Consider the following 19,430-nt stretch of genomic DNA (forward strand, 5'->3'; position numbering starts at 1 on the left):
GGCGTGATTTCGCAATTTGCCCAACCAAGCGAGACGTTTAACCAACCAAGCGGACGGNGGTGGGGTGGCGGGTGGCCGCCGTGGTGATGCCGTCGAGGAGGAGCGCGAGGCCCGCGGTGAACATGCGCTCCGCGCCGCGCTCGAGGTAAGGGCGTTCGTCCCCGCCCGTCGATTCGGACACCGCCCCGGACTCACCGGTCCGAGGCCGGGACTCGTCGAGTGGCAGTTCGGACTGGTCGGATGCCGACCGGGACTCGTCGAGTGGCAGTTCGGACTCGTCGAGTGGGGGTTCGGACTGGTCGGGTGCCGACCGGGACTCGTCGAGTGGCAGTTCGGACTCGTCGAGTGGGGGTTCGGACTGGTCGGGTGCCGACCGGGACTCCAGGCTCGCGATGACGGGGAAGCGCTCGGCGAAGTCGGGGGCGACGCGCATGAGCGCCTGGGTCCGCGCCTGCCACCAGTCCTCATCGGAGGTCTTCGTCTCGGCGACGGCCCGGCGGGCCTCGGCGACGGTGCGCGCCGCGCCGCGGACGAAGTCGGTGAGCGCGCCGACCGCCGCGCGCAGGGTGGTCGCGTCGAGGCCGGTCTCGGTGAGGATCGCGAGGATCGACTCGACCATCGCGTACTCGTTGGGGCCGAGGACCGGCCGGACCGGTGAGATCGAGAGCAGCCACGGGTGTCGCAGGAGGCACTCGCGGAGCGCGGCGGCCCACTGTTCGGCGGCCGTCCGCCAGCCTCCCGTGCGGTCGTGTGAGTCGGGCAGTTCACCGAGCACGGTGTCGTGCATGAGTTCGATGAGCACGTCCTTGTTGGGGACGTAGGTGTACAGCGCCATGCCGCTGCGCCCGAGGCGCTGTCCGACGGCTCGCATCGACACGGCGGCGAGTCCGTCGGCGTCGGCGAGGGCGATCGCGGTGGCGACGATCGTGTCGACGTCGAGCGCGGGACGCGGACCTCGGCGCGGCGGGGGTGCGGGGGTGCGCCACAGCAGCACCATCGCCCAATCCACTTCCTCACCGCTGGTGAAGACGACCACAAATACTCCTTACGCCGTAAAGTACACTGCTCGATGCGACTCTTTACATCGTAAAGTACGGCGACCGGCGGTCGTCCCGTCTCCAGACGCCCTGACCGGACGGGACCGTCGCTCCACCACACGCACCGAAGGAGCGTTCCCTTGCCACCACTGCCCCTGTCGTACATCACGGTCACGGACGTCTCCCGGCTCGCGCCGCACATGATCAGGGTGTCGTTCATCGGCGACGGCCTGACGACGCTCGGCTCCACGGAACCGGATCGCCAGGTGAAGCTGTACTTCCCTCGCGCGGGGCAGGATCGACCGACCCTGCCGGACCCGAACACCGACTTCATGTCCTGGTATCAGGCGTACGGCGCGCTGCCGGAGGAACGGCGGCCCGTGGCGCGCAGCTACACGATCGCGGCACACCACCCGGCGGGGTCCAGTGTCGACATCGACTTCGTGCTGCACCCCGACGCCGGTCCGGCCACCCGGTGGGCGGCGGGGGCGAAGCAGGGCGACGTCCTGGCGATGTTCGGCCCGTCCGCGGACTTCGCCCGTCGGGTTCCGCTGTCGACGTCGACGAAGGCGGCCGACTGGGTCCTGATCGTCGGGGACGACACGGCACTACCCGCGATCGCCGCGATCCTGGCCGCGCTTCCCGAGGGGACCCCGGCGCGGGTGTACGCCGAGGTCGGGGCCCCCGAGGACGAGCTTCCCCTCGGCCTCGCCGAAACGACCACCGTCCATTGGATACACCGGGACGGGGCGGCCCCGGGTAACGGACCGCTCGTCGACATCGTTCGCGCGGCGGAGTTTCCACGAGGAACGCCGTTCGCGTGGATCGCGGGAGAGGCGGGGCAGGTTCGGGCATTGCGACGGCACCTCGTCGACGAGCGCGGTGTCGATCGCCGTTCCATCGATTTCACGGGACACTGGCGGCTCGACCTGAGCCAGGACGACGCCCCGACGACGGAGGACCTGGCGGAGGCCCGCGAACGACTCGCGGACGCCTGACGGTCCTGCGACGCGCGACGCCCGTGATTCGGTGACCCGACTCGCCCAGGAGGGAGGGGCACCGGATCCGGGAGCAACGCGCGACTGGCCGTCCGAAATCGAAGTCTCCCAAGGGATCGCGCGTCGACGGAGCCACCGTCGCCCGAAAACCGGATGCGTCCGATCCGCCCATGTGGCACAGTCACGCGGTGCTGATCGATCATTGGCCGATCGCCGATCTGCGGCTGGCCATCGGCGACCTCGAACTGCGTCTGCCGACCCCGGACGAGTTGGGCGCGCTCGCCACCGTCGCCGCGAACGGCGTCCACCCGTCGGACTCGCGACCGTTCCTCAACCCGTGGACGGACGCGGCCCCGGCGGAGCGCGCGCGGCTCGTGGTCCAACGGCATTGGCGGCGGCTGGGAGACTGGACGCCACAGGACTGGCGGCTCGACCTGGCCGTGTTCCTCGACGGTGAACCCGTTGGCGTGCAGGACATGGGGGCCCGCGACTTCGCGGTCCGCCGCGAGGTGACGACCGGTTCCTGGCTGGGCCTGCCGTATCACCGCCGGGGTATCGGCACGGCGATGCGCTGGGCGACATTGAGTCTGGCCTTCGATGGGCTGGGCGCGGGCGACGCGACCTCGATGTCCTTTCTGGATAATCTGTCGTCGCTCGGAGTGTCTCGCCGACTCGGGTACCGCGACGACGGAATCAGCCGGGACGCGCGCGGCGAGGAGGTCCTCGTCTCGCAACGGTTGCGTCTCACCCGCGACGACTGGGCGGCCCTGGATCGGCCGGAGGTCACCATCACGGGTTTGAACACGGCGGCACTGCGTCTCTTCGGCGCCGATGGCACGGCGGCGACGGCGACGCCGTGACCGCCCAACACTCAGGTCCATCATGGAGGTTCATCACATGCGAAGACTCACCTACTTCGTGGCCACGACCCTGGACGGTTTCATCGCGTCCCCCGACTCCGACCACTCGATGTTCATCGAGGGCGAGGACCACGGTGCCTGGACACTGGAACACATGCCGGAGACCGTGCCCACGGCCTACCGGCCGCTCGTTCCGGGGCTGTCGGACACCCCGAACCGACGCTTCGACACCGTCCTCATGGGGCGCGGCACCTACGAGCGCGGCCTGCGAGACGGCGTCACCAGCCCCTACTCGCACCTGCGGCAGTACGTCATGTCCACCAGCCTCGACGGCACCGACGACCCGGCGGTGGGGCTCGTGTCGGAGGACCCGTCCGCCTTCGTCCGAACACTGAAGAAGGAGGAAGGACTGGACCTCTGGTTGTGCGGCGGAGGGAAGCTCGCCGCTGCGCTCCGCGACGAGATCGACGAAGTCATCGTCAAGATCAACCCGGTCGTCATCGGCTCCGGTGTCCCGCTCTTCGACTCGGACTACAGCCCTCAGCGGTACAGGGTGGTCTCCGGGCGGGTCTTCACCAGCGGCGTCACCGTCGTGACCTACGCCAAGCCGGACTGAGACGCCTAGACGCGTCGGAGCCGGACGATACGGTCGTCCTCGGTCGACCGTCGTGGCCGACCCGCACACCGTCCATCGACCGGCCCGGGAGGCCAGCGTGTCCGACACCGCCATGCCGAAGATCGGCAACCCCGCCACCAGGGCACTCGCGCTGATCGGGATCACCCGGCTCGACCAACTTCCCGGGCGTTCCCGGAAGGAACTGCTCGCGCTGCACGGCGTCGGCCCGAAGGCGATCCGGATCATCGACGCCGCGCTCGCCGAACGGGGCAAGAGTCTGGCGCCCTAGACGAGGGTGCGGGCAGCAGCTCGCCGCACACGAGTGCGGGCGGACGGGGACAGGGCGCGCAGCTCGGGTGAACCGACGTTCCTCGCGTCGGACGACCGCACCGAGGACCGGCGCTCGCCGACGGAAACGAGATCGACGTGGCCACCGCACATGACGACGCGCCCGGCTTCGAGGCCGGGCGCGCGGTGAATAATGAGGTCAGCGGCTACCGACGCGGCGGTGCCACCAGGTCCTGATCGCGCCGGTCGTCGGTTCGTCGTGGGGTTCCGAACCGAAGGTTCCCGCGAGGTGCTGGTACGCGTCCTCGACACGGGCCGCGAACTTGACCTCGGACAGGCCGACACCGTCGACGTGGTTGATCACGATCCGGGTTCGACCGTCGAAACGACGGACGTCGGGACTAAGCTCCAGGGCGTCCGCGAAGATCTTGATCCGCTCGGTCAGATCAGCGTGTTGACTCTCGTCGATCGTCAAGGTTCGACTGATGTGTGTCGAGTCGGCACTCCAGCCGCCCAGTTGTTGGAGAGCATCTTGCAGCGTGTCGTCGCCTCGTGTCATCTCACACCTCGTGCGGGACTCATCCGCCAAACCGGTTCCTTACCGATGCGTGGCCAAATCGTCGCCACATCTTTACCGTCTACGGGGGCAAGTCTGGCCCTTTGACCGTTGATCTGTCCAGACCGACAAACGGGATTATTCAGACATTCGGACATTAAGCGTGGTATTGTTCCGCCCATGTCGTGGCGCCCGTCGCAGTTTTGACCGCTCGACCGACCCCGACAGGACCGAATGGGCCATTTCCCCAACGGGTGTTCAGCCAGGTCAACCTACGGTTCCGTAGCAAAACGACCGCGAAAAACCGCCCCCGCCGAACGAATCGGCGGGGGCGGGACTTTCATACGAAAGAATTACCGGCTACGGAATCAGCCATCCACCGTTGGTCTTGGTGGCGGTGCAACCGAGCTGCGACAGCGCGAACGCCGCCGAGGTGGTCTTGCCGGCCTTCACCGTCACGACCTGAACAGCGGCAGCCCAACCGTCCTTGGAGACGATGACGGTGTACTTGCCCTTCTTGACCCAGTGGGCAGCGTTACCGGTGCCATCCGAGGTCAAGTCGACGCGAGTACCGTCAGCGGCCAGGAGCTGGACCTGAGCGTCGGCCAGGGCCGCCGTGTCGCCGTTACAGGCGACGGCGGACACCGCGATCGCGGCCTTGCCCATGTTCGCCTTCGGCGCCACGGCCATGGTCACGTCCACAACGGACGACCCGTAGGGGCTGTCGTTGTTGAGCGCGATGGCACCGTGGTAGGTGCCCGGCTGGGTGATGCCGTCGGCTTCCTTGCCGGACATGGTGACCTCGATGGTCACCGACTCGCCCGGGTTGACCGTCACGGTCTGCGTGTCGGTCGACAGCCACGTGACGTCGGCACCGCCGGCGTCACAACCGTCGAAGCCCTCGAGCCGCTCAGCAGCGCCGGAAGCGGCGTTGCTGATCGTGCGACCGGTGGCCTTGACGATGCCGCACGCCATCGTGCCGCGGTAGAGCTGGGTGCCCGAAGGCGCCAGCTCGGTCCACGAGTCACTCGACGCGTCGTAGCCGTACGTGGCGTTCGTCAGGGACGTGTTGCCCGGAAGAACACCGTTCGACACGACCAGCATGTCGTTCGCGGAGGTGAACGCCATGGCCCAGAGGCCGACCGGCATGTCCGCGCGAGCTTCCCACGAGTCCGCGCCCTTGTTGTAGGCGTAGGTCGCGGCGAGGCCCTCGCCACCGTCGGATCCACCGGCGCAGACGAGCGTGCCCGCGGAGGCGCCACAGGCACCGTGCGAGACGACCGTCGGGTAGTTCGCCAGCGTGCTCCACGAGTCACCGGCCACGTCGTACGCGAACACGGTGTCAGTGGCGTTGCAGGACGACGAGTCACAGCCACCGACGAGGTAGACCGTTCCATCGACGACACCGATGCCCATACCGGCACGGGTGGCCGGCATCGGAGCACCCTGCGACCAGGTGTTGGTCTCCGGGTCGTAGATGGAGGTCTTCGTCAGCGTCGTGCTGCCAGCCCAACCACCGAACACGTACAGCTTGCCGTCGACGAAGGCGGCACGCGCCTGCATCACGGCGTCCGGCGCGTCCGCGATCGCCGACCACTCGCCCGACTCCCAGTCGAACTTGTAGGCGGCCTTCGTGGCGGAGCTTCCGATACCACCAACGACGTAGGTCGCGCCGTCACCAGAAGCACTGGTGGCGTCGAAGACCGCGGTCGGGTAGTTCGCGACCGGTGCCCACTCGCCGTCGGCGTTGGGGGCGATGGTCTCGATCTCGGCGGAGGTCACCATGTCGGTGGTCGCCGGGGCGGACATCGGAGCGCTCGTGGCGGAAGGCGCGCCCATGGGCACGAATTCGCCGTTGCGCTCGCCGACCTCGACCGTGACGGGAGCGGAACCGGTGTTGGTCAAGGTGACCTCTTCGGTCCAGCTGCCGCCCATGGTGACGTTGGTGCTGATCGAGGTCGTGTCGACCTCGATGCGACCGGCACCCAGGGTGAAGCCCTGAGTGGCGACACCATCCGCGACGACGTCAATCGACGTGGTCTCGGCCTGCCAGCCGGTGCGCGACGCGGTGAAGTCGTGCGCTCCGGTCTCGGTGGTGAACATCCAGTAGTAACCGTCGGACAGGTTGGCGTCATCCGGCGTCTCGACGGAGGTTCCGGTGGCACCGGTGACCGTGTCGGTGACGACGGCGCCGTTCAGCGGACCGCCCGTGTTGGCGTCGAGGACGTGACCCATGACGAGTCCACCATCGACGGTCACACATTCGGGCGTGCCGACCTGAACGTCGTCGACCTGCCAGTACCACGCGTACGCGTTGCCGTCGAGGTAGGTGAACTTCACCTGCGCCTCGGTGGCGGACGCGTAGCTGGCCAGGTCGAGCGACACAGTCTTGCCGCGGTCGCTGGCCGTCTTCTTCCAGAGCTCGGTCCAGGTCGCCCCACCGTCAGTGGTGATGGAGACCGTGGCGGACGAGCCGGTCAGGTGGTAGTAGTCGCTCGCGAACGTCAAGGCCGGGGTGTTGGCCGCGGTCAAGTCGAACACGGGGCTGATCAGGTCGGAGTCCAGCGGGACACCGCTGCCGAGGTAGTCGTCGTCGGCGATGGCGAAACCGCCCTCGCTGCCGGTCTTGTTACCGCGGCCGTCCGGGTCGTCGAAGACCCAGGACGCTTCGGTACGACTGTCGACGGTCCAGCCCGAAGGCGTGGTGCCGTCTTCGAAGTCCTCGCGAAGTGTCAGCGCGTCCCAGTCGAATTCGTAACCGGGGGCGACGCAGGCGTCGGCCACGGGAACGGACACGTTGGACTCGGTGCCGGTGGCGACCTCGACGCTGTAGTTGTCGTAACCGTCGATGACGGGGTCGACAGTCAGCGTGTAGGTGCCATCGGGCAGGTCCAGCGAGTACTCGCCGGTGATCGGGTCGCTGTGCGTGACCCGGTCGGTTCCGTCCACAGTGATCTTCGAGTAAAGCGGCCAGCCGTGTCCGCTACCGTCGTTGACGGTGCCGGAGACGGAGCCACTCGGCGCGGCTTCGAGGTCGAAGTCCGCGACCGCGGTCTCACCGGCGGTGACCGACACGGAGACGGTCTCGCTGATGTAACCGAACTTGGAAGCGGTCAGCTCGTACTCACCCGCGACGAGCGCACCGTAGCGGTACGCGCCTTCGTCGTTGGTGGTGGTCTCACGCGTACGGTCGGCCGTGGCCGCCGTCAGCGCGACACCGGACAGAGCGGTGTCACCGGAGACAACGGAGCCCTCGAGGGAACCCGTCTCACCGGTCGGGGAAGCCGCGACGGCCGCGTAGGCGTCGAGACGTCCTTCACCGAAGACGTTGTTGTTCTCGGTGGTTCCCCCACACTCGGTGCTCGCGGTGTCGCGGGCCGTCGTGTTGAGGATTTCCCAGGTACCTGCGATGTCACCGCGGAGGCTCGGAGCCGCCGACCAGATCTGCGCCACGACACCGGCGGTGTGCGGCGCGGCCATCGAGGTACCGGACATGGAGCGGTACGCGCCACCGGCGTCGGCCGAGATAACGGCGACACCCGGAGCGGCGATGTTGGGCTTGACCGCACCATCGCGTCCGGGACCACGCGACGAGAAGTACGCGATCTCGTCGTTGACGTCGTAGGCACCAGAGGAGTAGCTGTGCTCGTAGATACCCGGCGAACCGCTGCTCTCACAGCCGGCCTCGCCGTTGTTCCCGTTCGACCACGAAGAGAAGATGCCCGCGTCGCTCCACGACTGGACGATCTCCTCGAACCACGGGTCGTCCGAGTCGGAACCCCACGAGTTGTTCACCACGTCCGGAGCCTTGGACGGGTCGGGGTTGTTCCCGGCCATGTCCGTCGGCGCCAAGATCCACTGCGCGCTGCCGAGCAGGGCGGTGTCGGGGCAGCCGGCCGAAGCCGAGCAACCCTTGGCCGCGATCCACTTGGCACCGGGGGCGACACCCACGGTCTGGGCGTCTTCCTTGCCGACCATGGTGCCCATGGTGTGGGTGCCGTGGTCGTGGTCGTCACAGGGGGCGTCCGTGCTGCAGAGGCCGTCCGGGTCGAACCAGTTGTAGTCGTGGCTGAAGGTGCCGTCGCCGTTGTTGCCGCGGTAGCTGTTCACCAACGCCGGGTGGTCGAACTCGACACCCGTGTCGATGTTGGCCACGACGATGTCCTCACCGAGGGCACCGAAGTCGGCCCAGGCCTGCGGCGAATTGATGTTCTCGACGCCCCAGGCCACCTCCTCGTCCAGTGTGGCCTCGATGCTCTGCACCGGCTCTTCGAACGTGATCTCGCGGAGCGGGGTGAGCGACTCGACCTCGGTCAGAAGCGCCACATCGGCGAGCAGGTCGGCGTCACCGGTCACGTGGATGGTGTTGACCATCCAGTACGACTGGTAGTCGACACCCTGCTCTTCGAGCAATTCGATGAGGTTGGCCTGCGTCGCCTTGGCGTGCTGAGTCTTCGCCTCGAACACCGCGGTGCCCTTGGCCTCCTTCGACAACGCGTCGAGCGAGCTCAGGTTCGCCTGGGTGTCCAGGTTGATCCAGAACTCGGCCTCAGCGCCCGAAGCAAGACTCGAGACGAGGTCCGCGTCCGCCTTGGCGGCCACGGCTTCGCCCGCAGTCATGTTTTCGATTCCAGGGTCGGCGTTGGCGGGCGCCGCCCCCAGGGAAAGTGGCAGGGCGATACCCGCGGCGAAAGCCACGGAATAAAGCTGCCGACGTCGTGATCGGATCACGACACTCCTCTCTAAGCCAGACAGTCTAAAGTGCGCACACGGGAATGCGCGAACGAGAAGACCGTCGAGTTGGGCAAAAGAGACGCCTTCGGTGCCGGTCTCAGGAATCTCGCAGGAAGCATTTCTCGAATTACTTGCATAGTCAAGTACTTCGATGTGACGTTTTTGCGCCACGCTTGCGCCGTCGCGACATATACGAATACTTCGATGCAAAATGACCGGAATAAGCCCCGGCCATTGACCCGATCGAAATAAACGCGACACACAATCGATGCCAGTGACGCCAGTCACCGAACGCATTGCGCCACGGACCGTGAGCCCTTGCCCGGCATCGCATGCCGGACTCCACAGGTCCGCCAATAGCAGAAAAATGACAGGCGTCAAACCCGTTTCACCAGTTACGGTGGCGAGGTGATTCCAGACTTCCCCGACGAACCGGAGCCGTCCGAGCGACGGCACCCACTGAACAGTCTGTGGCGTCTCCGCCGCTACCTACACCCGTACCGGTCCCGCATGATCTACATGCTCGTGCTCGCCGGTATCGCGACAGCCGCGTCGCTCGCGGTCCCGCGACTGATCCAAGCCGTCATCGACGGTCCCATATCCAACGGCGACACCACCGGCCTGTGGTTGCTCGGCGGAATCGTCGCGATCCTCGGCATCGCCGAGGGCGTCGTCGTCTGGCTTCGCCGATACATCCAGGCGAAGGTCGCGCTCGGTCTGGAAGCCGACATGCGCAGCGACCTGTACGCGCACATGCAACGCCTGCACGCCGGCTTCCACGACCGCTGGCAGACCGGCCAACTGCTCGCCCGCGCCACCTCCGACCTCGGCTCCATGCGACGGTTCCTGGCGTGGGGCCTCATCTTCGGCCTGATGAGCATCGTCACCTACGTCGCCGTCGTCGTCCAGCTGCTGACCCTGCACCTGTGGCTCGGGCTGATCGTGGCGATCTCGGCGATCCCGCTGTTCATCGTGGCCCGCAACTTCGCCCGCAACTTCATCGCGGCGTCCCGCGCCGTCCAGGACCAGCAGGGCGAGGTCGCCAACATCGCCGAGCAGGCCGCCCAGGGCATTCGCGTCATGAAGGCCTTCGGTCGGGCACCGCACATCCAGGCGAACTTCGACGAGCAGGCGAACATCCTGAAGGATCTGTCGATCCGGAAGATGACTATCTCCGCGAAGTCGTGGGCGCTGTTCACCGTCATCCCGAACACGACGCTCGCTATCGTCCTCGTCGGCGGCGTCGTCTCCGTCGCGAACGACTCGATGTCGCTCGGGTCGCTCGTCGCGTTCGTCACGCTTCAACTGATGCTGATCTGGCCGATCGAGGCACTCGGCTGGATCATCGCCAACGGGAACGAGGCGATGACGGCCGCCGACCGCGTGCAAGACGTCTTCGACACCGAACCGAGCATCGTCGACCCGGAGAACCCCGTCGCCGTCGACCGCTCCACGATCACGGGCCACGTCCGGTTCGAGGACGTGCGGTTCCAGTACGAGGAGACCGACACCCCGGTCCTGGACGGCGTCAACCTCGACATCCGCCCCGGTGAGACCCTCGCGATCGCGGGCACGACCGGCAGCGGGAAGACGACCCTCGTGTCGCTCATCCCCCGCCTGTACGACGTCACGAGCGGCCGGGTCACCGTCGACGGCATCGACATCGCCGACATGCGGTTGACGGACGTCCGCACCGTCGTGACGATGGCCTTCGAGGATCCGACCCTGTTCTCGATGAGCGTGCGCGAGAACCTGACGCTCGGACGCGCGGAGGCGACCGACGACGACATCGACGAGGCACTGCGCGTCGCCCAGGCGGAGTTCGTCCACGACCTGCCGTTCGGGCTCGACACCCGGGTCGGTGAGCAGGGCCTGTCCCTGTCCGGCGGACAGCGGCAGCGCCTCGCGCTGGCGCGGGCCGTCATCGTCCGACCGGCGGTCCTGGTCCTGGACGATCCACTGTCCGCGCTCGACGTCCATACGGAGGAACTCGTCGAACGCGCCCTCGCCAGCGTCCTGTCCGGGACGACCGCGATCATCGTCGTGCACCGCCCATCCACAGTGGCGCTCGCCGACCGGGTCGCGCTCCTCGAGAACGGCACGATCACGGCGATCGGAACACACCGCGAACTACTGGAGACGACACCCGCTTACGCCGAGGTGTTGTCAGCCGAGGCAGAGGAGGTGACAGCGTGAGCGTCATCGAACAGGCTCCACCGCCGGCGGAGAGCGACCACCGGTCGTGGCGCGGCAAGTCGAACGACGCCGAGGCGGACCGCACCACCGCCGAGGCGGGCGACGAACAGTCCATCAAGGACCTGCGGGGCCGCTCCCGGAACCTGCTGGCCGCGCTGTTGCGGCCGTACAAGAAGAAGATCTACTGGATCATCGCGCTGCTACTGGTCATGAACGCGGCGAACCTGGCCGGGCCGTGGCTCGTCCAGCTCGGCATCGACGAAGGCATCGGGCCCATCACCGAAGGCGGCGACTACTCCGTCATCATCGCCGTCGGCATCGCCTTCGCCGCCGTGACGCTCATCGAGTACGGCGCCACGCGCGGCGACATCGCCTTGACCGGGCAGGTGTCCCAGGCGATGCTGTTCGACCTGCGGCAGCGGGTGTTCGCGCACTTCAACCGTCTGTCCGTGAGCTTCCACGAACGGTTCACCTCAGGCCGGGTCGTCGCCCGAATGACGTCCGACATGGACGCGATTCGGGAGTTGTCGGACAACGGCGTGCACGACCTCGTCCTCTCCGGACTGTCCGTCGTGTCCATCGCCGGCATCATGCTGTGGATGGACGTCGAGCTCGCGCTCGTCGCGTTGCTGTCGTTCCCCGTGATGGCGATCCTCGGCAACTGGTTCCGCAAGTACTCCTCGGTCGTGTATCGCAGGACCCGGGAGACCATCGCGCTGGTCATCGTCTACTTCGTAGAGTCGATGTCCGGAGTGCGCGCGGTCCAGACGTACCGTCGCGAGCCCCGCAACCAGGCGATCTTCGACGCCCTGAACACCGACAACCAGACCACCAATGTGGCCGGTCACCGGGCGGCGGCGCTGTTCGCCGCCAGCACCAAGGGAATCGGCAACGCGACGATCGCACTGGTGCTGCTGTACGGCGGTTACCTCGTCATGAACGACGAGACCCAACTGGGCGTGCTCGCGGCGTTCCTGTTGTACCTGCGGCGCTTCTTCGAACCGTTGCAGGAACTGACGATGTTCTACAACACGCTCCAGTCGGCGACGGCCGCGCTCGAGAAGCTCGCCGGTGTGCTCGACGAGGAGCCCGAGGTCGCGGAGCCCGCGAAGCCGACACCGCTGCCCAACGCCAACGGCGAACTGGTCTTCGATGAGGTGACGTTCTCCTACCGGGACGACAAGATCGTCCTGCCGAGGCTCGACCTGAGGATCCCCGCCGGTCAGACGGTGGCGATCGTCGGAGCGACGGGCGCGGGCAAGACGACGATAGCCAAGCTCGTCTCCCGCTTCTACGACCCGGTCAACGGGGCGGTCCGTCTCGACGGGGTCGACCTGCGCGATCTGAGCGAAACGGATCTTCGGCGGGCCGTCACCATGGTCACGCAGGAGAACTACATGTTCGACGGCACCATCGGCGAGAACATCGCCTTCGGCAAGCCGACCGCGACGCAGGAGGAGATCGAGGAGGCGGCGAAGGCGATCGGCGCCCACACCTTCATCTCGGCCCTGCCGGACGGTTACGACACCGACGTGCGCAAACGTGGTGGACGCCTGTCCGCCGGGCAGCGGCAGTTGGTCGCGTTCGCGCGCGCCTTCCTCGCCGACCCACGGGTGCTCATCCTGGACGAGGCGACGTCCTCACTCGACATTCCGAGCGAGCGTCTCGTTCAGCGGGCACTGCGGACGATCCTCGCGGATCGGACCGCGATCATCATCGCGCACCGTCTGTCTACGGTGGAGATTGCGGACCGGGTGCTGGTGCTGGACGGCGGAACGGTCGCCGAGGACGGGCCACCCGAGGTCCTCGTCAGCGGCAGCGGCCAGTACGCCAGGCTGCACGAACAATGGGCCGACAGCCTCGTGTGACGTGATGGCGGGACGGGGGCGGCTAGGTCGCCTCCGTCCCTCCGCCCTCGATCGGCGCGTCGAGACCGGCCCGGGCGGCCGCGGATCCTCCGCTCTGGAATGGAGGATCACCTTGGCGTCCACACGCGACTTCGGCGCCCCGGTCCACCGGCTCTCCCCGCCGCCGATCGCGACGCGCGGCGCCGTCACAACCTGCGGCTCACCGGTCGGGACGCCCGACGCCACCGTCGGCGTCGTCAACCTGCATTCCACCGATTCCGGGCGTCGTCCCGGTAGAGGAATCGGACGAGCGGCCGCCGGAAACCTTTGGGACTAGAGGTTGTCCCGTCGTCTCACATCACGCGAGGCGCGAGGCGCGAGTCACTCGGCGAGGCGGAGAAGTTCCTGCACACCAGTGTCGGCCATGCCTTCTGGCGCACTGGAGCACGGCGAGAGGCTTCGGCAACGCGGCCAATGGCCGTCGAACCGCTGACGAGGTTCGACCATGAACACCGCGACGCCGCGGAGCCGAACTGCCGGGTACTGAGACGGCCTCTGAAGAGGATGGCGAACGGTCACTCGCCGCCACCGCCGCCGCCCGAGTCGCCGCCACCACCGCCACCGCCCGAGTCACCGCCGCTGTAGTCGCCACCGCTGCCGCTGTCGCTGTTCCAACCGTAGTCGTCGTTCGAGTCGTAGTCTCCCCCGTAGACCGCGCCGTTCGAACCGGCCGTCCGGCTACGCGCTCTTCCATGAACCTGTTGTCCGGACCTGCGCATGGCCACCGCGACGATGATCCCCAGCACGATCGTTCCGACTATCACCAACATAATCGCCGAGTCACTCATGCGGCACACGATAGCGGGACCACGACACCCGCACCATAGCCCGAACGCGCCGTCGTCACTCCATGACGGATCCAGGACAGCGCACGGGCGAACCCGAAGCACCACGGTTCACGACGCTGAGGACGAGATCAGCGACCCCGCGCGAGCCTCGAAGAATCCCCTATCGCCTTAGCGGCAATGTCCACCCACAACCCGCGCCCGACACCGCCCGCGACACCGAAAAGCCGTCAACATTTCGACACGCTACGGCCGAGTATCCAATGAATACGGACGTTCAGTCGACAATTGATTGACGCATACGACGAATGACGGAAAGTAGCACATTCTTATAGAACATTAAATTCCCAACACAATGTACTGTCCTATAGACACCGAAAGGCCCGGGATGTCCGACTCCCGTGGGCATCCGGCGTCTCCGACGCCACCTCCGCCGTCAACGGTCCGGTGCACCGTCGACGCCCACGGTGATCCACGGGCCAGACGAGCCGTCAGAACCCGCCGAAGTCGCCGCCGAAGTCCCCTCCGAAATCGCCACCGAAGTCGCCGTCACCGCCGCCGGCGTCCCCACCATCGCCACCACCCGTGCCATCGCCGGCGCCGGCATCGCCCGCGTCGGCGGAGCCTTCGATCGAACCCGACATCAGGCCCGGCGTGATGAGCGCGTTGAAGATCATCATCGACCCGAAGCCCCAGGCCCCCGCGACGAGAGCGGTCCTCCACCACGGTTCGGAATACCAACCCGCCGGAACGCGACGCCCCGAGACGACCCCACCGGGGTAGTAGTGCGAGGTGTCCGCGCCGGGCGACGGCGACGCCGAGTACCGCTTCCCCTCCACCTCGGTGTCCATCCGCTCGGTGATCATCCCCGCTCCGCGCTGACCGCTCAGGTCGGGAACCACGGGCCCGGGGTCGAGCCTCAGGGCCTCGCGCGCCGCCCGAACGTAATGCAGACCTTCGACCGCGGTGTACCCGGCCAGCTCGTACTGCCGGGCCGTCGTGGACCGCTCGAGTTGCGCGCCGGCCGCGTTGTAACGCTCGCCCGCGTCGAGGAGCGCCTGCCTGGCCGGCTGATTGGCCGGGTCGGCCACCAGGTTGAAGGTCTGCCCGCCGAGACGCTCGTACCACCGCTGCGCCTGTTCGCGGGCGTCCGTGAGCCGGTCGGCGGCGGTCTTGCGCGCCACGACCACGATGGCGACGAGGACGGCGGCCACGAGAACGACGATTACTATCGCGACGGTCATTCGTCCACGATAACCGTGGCCGCGCTGGTCAACCATGTTGTCGGCGATGCCCTCAGCGTGGGCTCAGCCTCGGCACGCGAGGTCGTCCCACGTCGTGCGAGGCGAGTGACGGAGCACCACCCGGCGAGGCGGAGAACCGGTGTTCGACGTCGTCGGCGCGCTGAAGCACGGTGAGGAGGATTCGGCGACGTGGCCTATGGCCGTCGAGCCGTGCCAGCGGTTCGACCACGAACACCGCGACGCCGCAGTCGAACTGCCGGGTGGCCTCCAGGGAACCCCGCGGTACGGGCCGCGCCGCACGCTCGTCCGGTGACGGCTCAACCTCTAACCTGAGTCGATGGACTATGTCTTGCTGGCGTTGCTGTGCGTGGCGGTCGGTTGCGGGTGTGGATGGTTGGCTGCGACGCAGCGAGCCGGTACCGCGAACGCGGTGCTGCGGGCCCGGCTGGACGCGGCGCGTGACAACGAGTCCCGTCTGGAGCAGTCGTTGCGGGCCGTCACCGCGGACGCGGCGGCCCAGTCGCGGCGCGCCATCAGCGAGCTCCTTGATCCACTGTGGCAGTCGTTGGACCGTTACGAGCGGCACGTCGGCGACATCGAGAAGTCGCGGTTGTCGGCGTACACGGAGCTGCGGACCCAGGTCTCACAGATCGCCGAGACCGGGGAGGCGTTGCGCACCAACACGAGTCAGCTCGTGTCGGCCTTGCGCGCGCCGCAGGTCCGGGGCCGTTGGGGCGAGCACCAGTTGCGCCGCGTCGTCGAGGCCGCCGGAATGCTGGAGCACTGCGACTTCACGGAGCAGACGACCGCGACGATCGAGTCGCGAACGATACGCCCGGATCTGCTGGTGCGACTGTCGGGCGGCAAGCATGTGGTCGTCGACGCGAAGGCGCCGTTCAACGCCTACCTGGACGCGATGGAGGCACGCGAGGACACGGTGCGCGACGGGCACCTCGACATGCACGCGAAACAGCTCCGTGGCCATGTGGACCAACTGTCCAAGAAGGAATACTGGCGCGCGTTCGCCTCGACGCCCGAGTTCGTCGTCCTGTTCGTTCCCGCCGACACCTTCCTCGACGCCGCCCTCCAGCGCGACCCGACTCTCCTCGAATACGCGTTCGCGCGGGACATCGTCCTGGCCACACCCGCGACGCTCGTCGCGATGCTGCGGACGATCGCGTACTCGTGGCGGCAGGACGCGCTCGCCGAGGGCGCGGCGAAGGTCCACGAGCTGGGCCGTCAGATGTACTCACGACTGGCGACCATGGGCGGCCACCTGTCCAAATTGGGCGGTTCGCTGACGGCGGCCGTGTCGGCGTACAACGCGACCATCGGCTCCATGGAGTCGCGAGTCCTGGTCACCGCCCGCAAGTTCGCCGACCTCGGGGTCTCCCACGAACCGCTGCCGGAGGCCGAACAGGTCGAACTGGTCCCCCGACATCCCCAGCACGAGGCGCTCGTGCCACCGGACGCGGCGCCGTGATCGGTCAGGCCTCGGCCTTGGCCTTCTCGGCGGCGCGCATGTCGAGGACGAGTTCACGCGGGAGAGAGAACGTCAGCTTCTCCTTGACCGAGGTGATCTCGGTCAGATCGGTGAACCCGTGCCCCGCCAGGTGGTCCAGCACCCCCTGAACGAGTTCCTCGGGGACGGACGCCCCGGACGTCACGCCGACAGTCGACGCGTCGGCGAGCCACGCGTCCTCGATCTCGTGCGCGTAGTCGACGAGATGACCGGCGCGGGCACCCGCCTGGAGCGCGACCTCCACCAACCGCACCGAGTTCGACGAGTTCGTCGAACCGACGACGATCACGACGTCGCACTCGGCGGCGATCTCCTTGACGACCTGCTGACGGTTCTGCGTCGCGTAACAGATGTCGTCGCTCGGCGGTGCCTGCAACGACGGGAATCGGTCGCTCAACGCGGCCACGGTCTCCATCGTCTCGTCGACCGACAGTGTGGTCTGCGACAGCCACACGACCTTCTCCGGGTTCCGCACCTTCACGTTCGCCACGTCGTCGACCCCGTCGACGAGCGTGATGTGGTCGGGTGCCTCACCGGTCGTGCCGATGACCTCTTCGTGGCCCTCGTGGCCGATGAGCAGGATGTCGTAGTCGTCGGCGGCGAAGCGCCGGGCCTCGGCGTGCACCTTCGTCACGAGCGGGCACGTCGCGTCGATCGCCTTCAAGTCGCGCTGTTCGGCCTGACGATGCACCTCGGGGGCGACACCGTGGGCCGAGAACACGACGATCGACCCGGCGGGCACCTCGTCGTTCTCGTCGACGAAGATCGCGCCGCCCTGTTCCAGGGTCCGCACCACGTGAATATTGTGGACGATCTGCTTCCGCACGTAGACGGGCGGACCGTACAGTTCGAGCGCCTTCTCGACCGTCTCGACGGCGCGATCCACGCCGGCACAGTAGCCACGGGGTTTGGCCAGCAGGACTCGTTTCGCGCGCTCGTTCGGCATGGCCCCCATGATAGTGGCTGTTCCGCCGGCCACCAGTTCGGCGGCGTCGCCACGGGTCCCACACCGCGCCCCAGCACGCCGGAGGCGTCGAACACCGAACCGGCTCACCTGGCCGGGCGACGCCTGACACGCCTTAAGAGCTCTCGCGGCATCCGACCTATGAAACACGCGCCTCAGCGTGGGACGCGCGGTCGGGGGTCGTGACACACCCCCGTTCTACACTCGCAACGTGACCCAGCCCGAAGCCCGCACCGGACCGACCTCACCGGAGGAGCCGTGGCCGGTCCGGGTCGCCAGCCAGAAGATCGGCGACTGGATCTCCCGGCTCGGCACGATCTGGATCGAGGGCCAGGTCACCCAGATCAGCCGCCGCCCCGGTGCCGCGATGGTGTTCCTGACGTTGCGGGACCCGGCCGCCGAGATCAGCCTCTCGGTCGTGACGACGCGGCACGTCGTCGACGCGTCGGACGTCCCGCTCCGCGACGGCGCTCGCGTGATCATCCACGGCAAGCCCGACTGGTACGCCGGACGCGGAACCCTGTCGATCCGGGCGATCGAGATCCGGCAGGTCGGTCTGGGCGAACTGCTCGCCCGGCTGGAACGCCTCAAACGGCTGCTCAACGCCGAGGGCCTGTTCGCGGCCGAACGCAAACGTCCGCTTCCCTTTCTGCCGCACCGAATCGGGCTCATCACCGGCCGGGCGTCCGCGGCGCTCCGCGACGTCGTCGAGAACGCCCGCAAACGCCTGCCGAGCGCCGATTTCGCGATTCGCGAGGTCGCGGTCCAGGGCGCGACGGCCGTGACGTCGGTGATCGAGGCCCTGAACGACCTCGACACCGATCCCGAGGTCGACGTGATCATCCTGGCGCGCGGCGGGGGCAGCGTCGAAGACCTGCTCCCGTTCTCGGACGAGACGCTGTGCCGGGCGGTGTTCGCGTGCCGGACTCCGGTGGTCTCGGCGATCGGGCACGAGCCGGACAATCCGCTCGTGGACCTGGTCGCGGACGTCCGCTGTTCGACGCCGACCGACGCGGGCAAACGCGTCGTCCCCGATTTCGCGGAGGAGCGACGCGGCATCGCGGCGGCCCGGCAACGACTGCGGCAGGCGGTCCGGGTGAAACTCGACCGCGAGGAGCACGGCCTGACGGCGATGCGTTCCCGGCCGTGCCTGGCGCGTCCGGAACGGTTCATCGAGGAGCGCGCGAACGACGTGACGATCGCCCGGCAGCGGATCCGCCGGGCGTTCCGGCAGCGACTCGACACGGCCGGTCGCGAGGTGGAGCACGCCCGATCACAACTGCGCGCCTTGTCTCCCAAGGGAACCCTGGATCGTGGTTACGCGATCGTGCGCCATGTCGGCGGGGGCGTCGTGACGGACGCCGCGGAAGTGAAGCACGGCGAGGAACTCACCGTGCGATTGGCGACCGGCGAACTGTCGGTCACGGCGAAGGACTGAACATGGCGGATGGCAAGGCGGACGACCAGCTGGACTACGAGCAGGCGCGCGCGGAACTCGTCGCGGTCGTCGAGCGGCTCGAAGCGGGCGGTGTCACGCTCGAGGAGTCCTTGACGTTGTGGGAGCGCGGCGAACGGCTCGCGGACCTCTGCTCGGCTCGGTTGGAGGGCGCCCGCGCTCGCCTGGAGAAGGCGGAACGGGCGGAAGAGTCCGCGCGGTAACACTGGCAGGAAAAGTCCGCGCTGGCCTAAAGAAGGCGGAACGGGCGGAAGATTCCGCGCGGTA

The 19,430-nt window shown here is 67.6% G+C and carries 15 protein-coding genes and 1 pseudogene; 10 read left to right on the forward strand and 6 right to left on the reverse strand.

Translation table 11 applies throughout. The features are described 5' to 3' along the window. Positions 1-58 precede the first annotated feature (58 nt). Positions 59-997 (reverse strand): annotated as a pseudogene (locus tag ACM9NP_RS21130) (TetR/AcrR family transcriptional regulator C-terminal domain-containing protein); the annotation flags it as partial. Positions 998-1,177: 180 nt separating this feature from the next. Between ACM9NP_RS21130 and ACM9NP_RS21135 the strand changes: the two are divergent. The 4 genes from ACM9NP_RS21135 (at position 1,178) to ACM9NP_RS21150 (ending at position 3,800) form a co-directional block, all read left to right on the forward strand. After that, entirely contained in the window at positions 1,178-2,035 is an 858-nt protein-coding gene (locus ACM9NP_RS21135; RefSeq protein WP_415648501.1) for a siderophore-interacting protein, read from the forward strand. Between the two features lie 170 nt (positions 2,036-2,205). Further along, entirely contained in the window at positions 2,206-2,895 is a 690-nt protein-coding gene (locus ACM9NP_RS21140) for a GNAT family N-acetyltransferase (RefSeq protein WP_415648502.1), read from the forward strand. 37 nt (positions 2,896-2,932) lie between these two features. Then, positions 2,933-3,511, forward strand: coding sequence for a dihydrofolate reductase family protein (locus tag ACM9NP_RS21145; RefSeq protein ID WP_415648503.1), 579 nt, complete (start codon positions 2,933-2,935; stop codon positions 3,509-3,511). 97 nt (positions 3,512-3,608) lie between these two features. After that, on the forward strand, positions 3,609-3,800 hold the full coding sequence (locus ACM9NP_RS21150) for a helix-hairpin-helix domain-containing protein (protein ID WP_415648504.1): 192 nt from the start codon (positions 3,609-3,611) through the stop codon (positions 3,798-3,800). A gap of 198 nt (positions 3,801-3,998) precedes the next feature. Here the strand turns inward: ACM9NP_RS21150 and ACM9NP_RS21155 are convergent, their stop codons facing one another. Both ACM9NP_RS21155 and ACM9NP_RS21160 read right to left on the reverse strand, forming a co-directional pair. Then, positions 3,999-4,358 (reverse strand): pterin dehydratase, encoded by a 360-nt coding sequence (locus tag ACM9NP_RS21155; protein WP_415648505.1) that lies wholly within the window; start codon positions 4,356-4,358, stop codon positions 3,999-4,001. 357 nt (positions 4,359-4,715) lie between these two features. Next, on the reverse strand, positions 4,716-8,975 hold the full coding sequence (locus ACM9NP_RS21160) for a S8 family serine peptidase (protein WP_415648506.1): 4,260 nt from the start codon (positions 8,973-8,975) through the stop codon (positions 4,716-4,718). 522 nt (positions 8,976-9,497) lie between these two features. On the opposite strand from ACM9NP_RS21160, the gene ACM9NP_RS21165 reads away from it, so the two are divergent. Further along, positions 9,498-11,285 carry an ABC transporter ATP-binding protein gene (locus ACM9NP_RS21165; RefSeq protein ID WP_415648507.1) on the forward strand — a complete coding sequence of 596 codons (1,788 nt, stop codon included), beginning with the start codon at positions 9,498-9,500 and terminating at the stop codon, positions 11,283-11,285. Next, entirely contained in the window at positions 11,282-13,153 is a 1,872-nt protein-coding gene (locus tag ACM9NP_RS21170; RefSeq protein WP_415648508.1) for an ABC transporter ATP-binding protein, read from the forward strand. The genes ACM9NP_RS21165 and ACM9NP_RS21170 overlap by 4 nt, the downstream gene beginning before the upstream one ends. A 554-nt stretch (positions 13,154-13,707) precedes the next feature. Here the strand turns inward: ACM9NP_RS21170 and ACM9NP_RS21175 are convergent. After that, positions 13,708-13,980: a hypothetical protein gene (locus ACM9NP_RS21175; RefSeq protein ID WP_415648509.1), complete on the reverse strand. Its 273-nt coding sequence runs from the start codon at positions 13,978-13,980 to the stop codon at positions 13,708-13,710. Between the two features lie 488 nt (positions 13,981-14,468). Beyond that, on the reverse strand, positions 14,469-15,221 hold the full coding sequence (locus ACM9NP_RS21180) for a hypothetical protein (protein ID WP_415648510.1): 753 nt from the start codon (positions 15,219-15,221) through the stop codon (positions 14,469-14,471). 139 nt (positions 15,222-15,360) lie between these two features. Here ACM9NP_RS21180 and ACM9NP_RS21185 point away from each other — a divergent pair, with 139 nt between their 5' ends. Continuing rightward, a complete protein-coding gene (locus ACM9NP_RS21185) occupies positions 15,361-15,534 on the forward strand; it encodes a hypothetical protein (RefSeq protein WP_415648511.1) in 174 nt (57 codons plus the stop codon). Between the two features lie 24 nt (positions 15,535-15,558). After that, on the forward strand, positions 15,559-16,704 hold the full coding sequence (locus ACM9NP_RS21190; RefSeq protein ID WP_415648512.1) for a DNA recombination protein RmuC: 1,146 nt from the start codon (positions 15,559-15,561) through the stop codon (positions 16,702-16,704). 4 nt (positions 16,705-16,708) lie between these two features. Here the strand turns inward: ACM9NP_RS21190 and ACM9NP_RS21195 are convergent, their stop codons facing one another. Then, entirely contained in the window at positions 16,709-17,698 is a 990-nt protein-coding gene (locus ACM9NP_RS21195) for a 4-hydroxy-3-methylbut-2-enyl diphosphate reductase (RefSeq protein WP_415648513.1), read from the reverse strand. Positions 17,699-17,918: 220 nt separating this feature from the next. Here ACM9NP_RS21195 and xseA point away from each other — a divergent pair, with 220 nt between their 5' ends. Then, positions 17,919-19,145 (forward strand): exodeoxyribonuclease VII large subunit, encoded by a 1,227-nt coding sequence (xseA, locus tag ACM9NP_RS21200; protein WP_415648514.1) that lies wholly within the window; start codon positions 17,919-17,921, stop codon positions 19,143-19,145. A gap of 2 nt (positions 19,146-19,147) precedes the next feature. After that, positions 19,148-19,366 (forward strand): exodeoxyribonuclease VII small subunit, encoded by a 219-nt coding sequence (locus ACM9NP_RS21205; protein WP_415648515.1) that lies wholly within the window; start codon positions 19,148-19,150, stop codon positions 19,364-19,366. Positions 19,367-19,430 lie beyond the last annotated feature (64 nt).

Source organism: Stackebrandtia soli, from assembly GCF_965137155.1.
Lineage (GTDB): Bacteria > Actinomycetota > Actinomycetes > Mycobacteriales > Micromonosporaceae > Stackebrandtia > Stackebrandtia soli.

Excerpts from the sequence above, each read along its gene's own strand:
- ACM9NP_RS21175 (WP_415648509.1), bottom strand. The coding sequence starts at position 13,980 with ATGAGTGACTCGGCGATTATGTTGGTGATAGTCGGAACGATCGTGCTG.
- ACM9NP_RS21190 (WP_415648512.1), top strand. The coding sequence starts at position 15,559 with ATGGACTATGTCTTGCTGGCGTTGCTGTGCGTGGCGGTCGGTTGCGGG.
- ACM9NP_RS21160 (WP_415648506.1), bottom strand. The coding sequence starts at position 8,975 with ATGACTGCGGGCGAAGCCGTGGCCGCCAAGGCGGACGCGGACCTCGTC.
- ACM9NP_RS21140 (WP_415648502.1), top strand. The coding sequence starts at position 2,206 with ATGTGGCACAGTCACGCGGTGCTGATCGATCATTGGCCGATCGCCGAT.
- ACM9NP_RS21180 (WP_415648510.1), bottom strand. The coding sequence starts at position 15,221 with ATGACCGTCGCGATAGTAATCGTCGTTCTCGTGGCCGCCGTCCTCGTC.
- ACM9NP_RS21195 (WP_415648513.1), bottom strand. The coding sequence starts at position 17,698 with ATGGGGGCCATGCCGAACGAGCGCGCGAAACGAGTCCTGCTGGCCAAA.
- ACM9NP_RS21205 (WP_415648515.1), top strand. The coding sequence starts at position 19,148 with ATGGCGGATGGCAAGGCGGACGACCAGCTGGACTACGAGCAGGCGCGC.
- ACM9NP_RS21145 (WP_415648503.1), top strand. The coding sequence starts at position 2,933 with ATGCGAAGACTCACCTACTTCGTGGCCACGACCCTGGACGGTTTCATC.
- ACM9NP_RS21155 (WP_415648505.1), bottom strand. The coding sequence starts at position 4,358 with ATGACACGAGGCGACGACACGCTGCAAGATGCTCTCCAACAACTGGGC.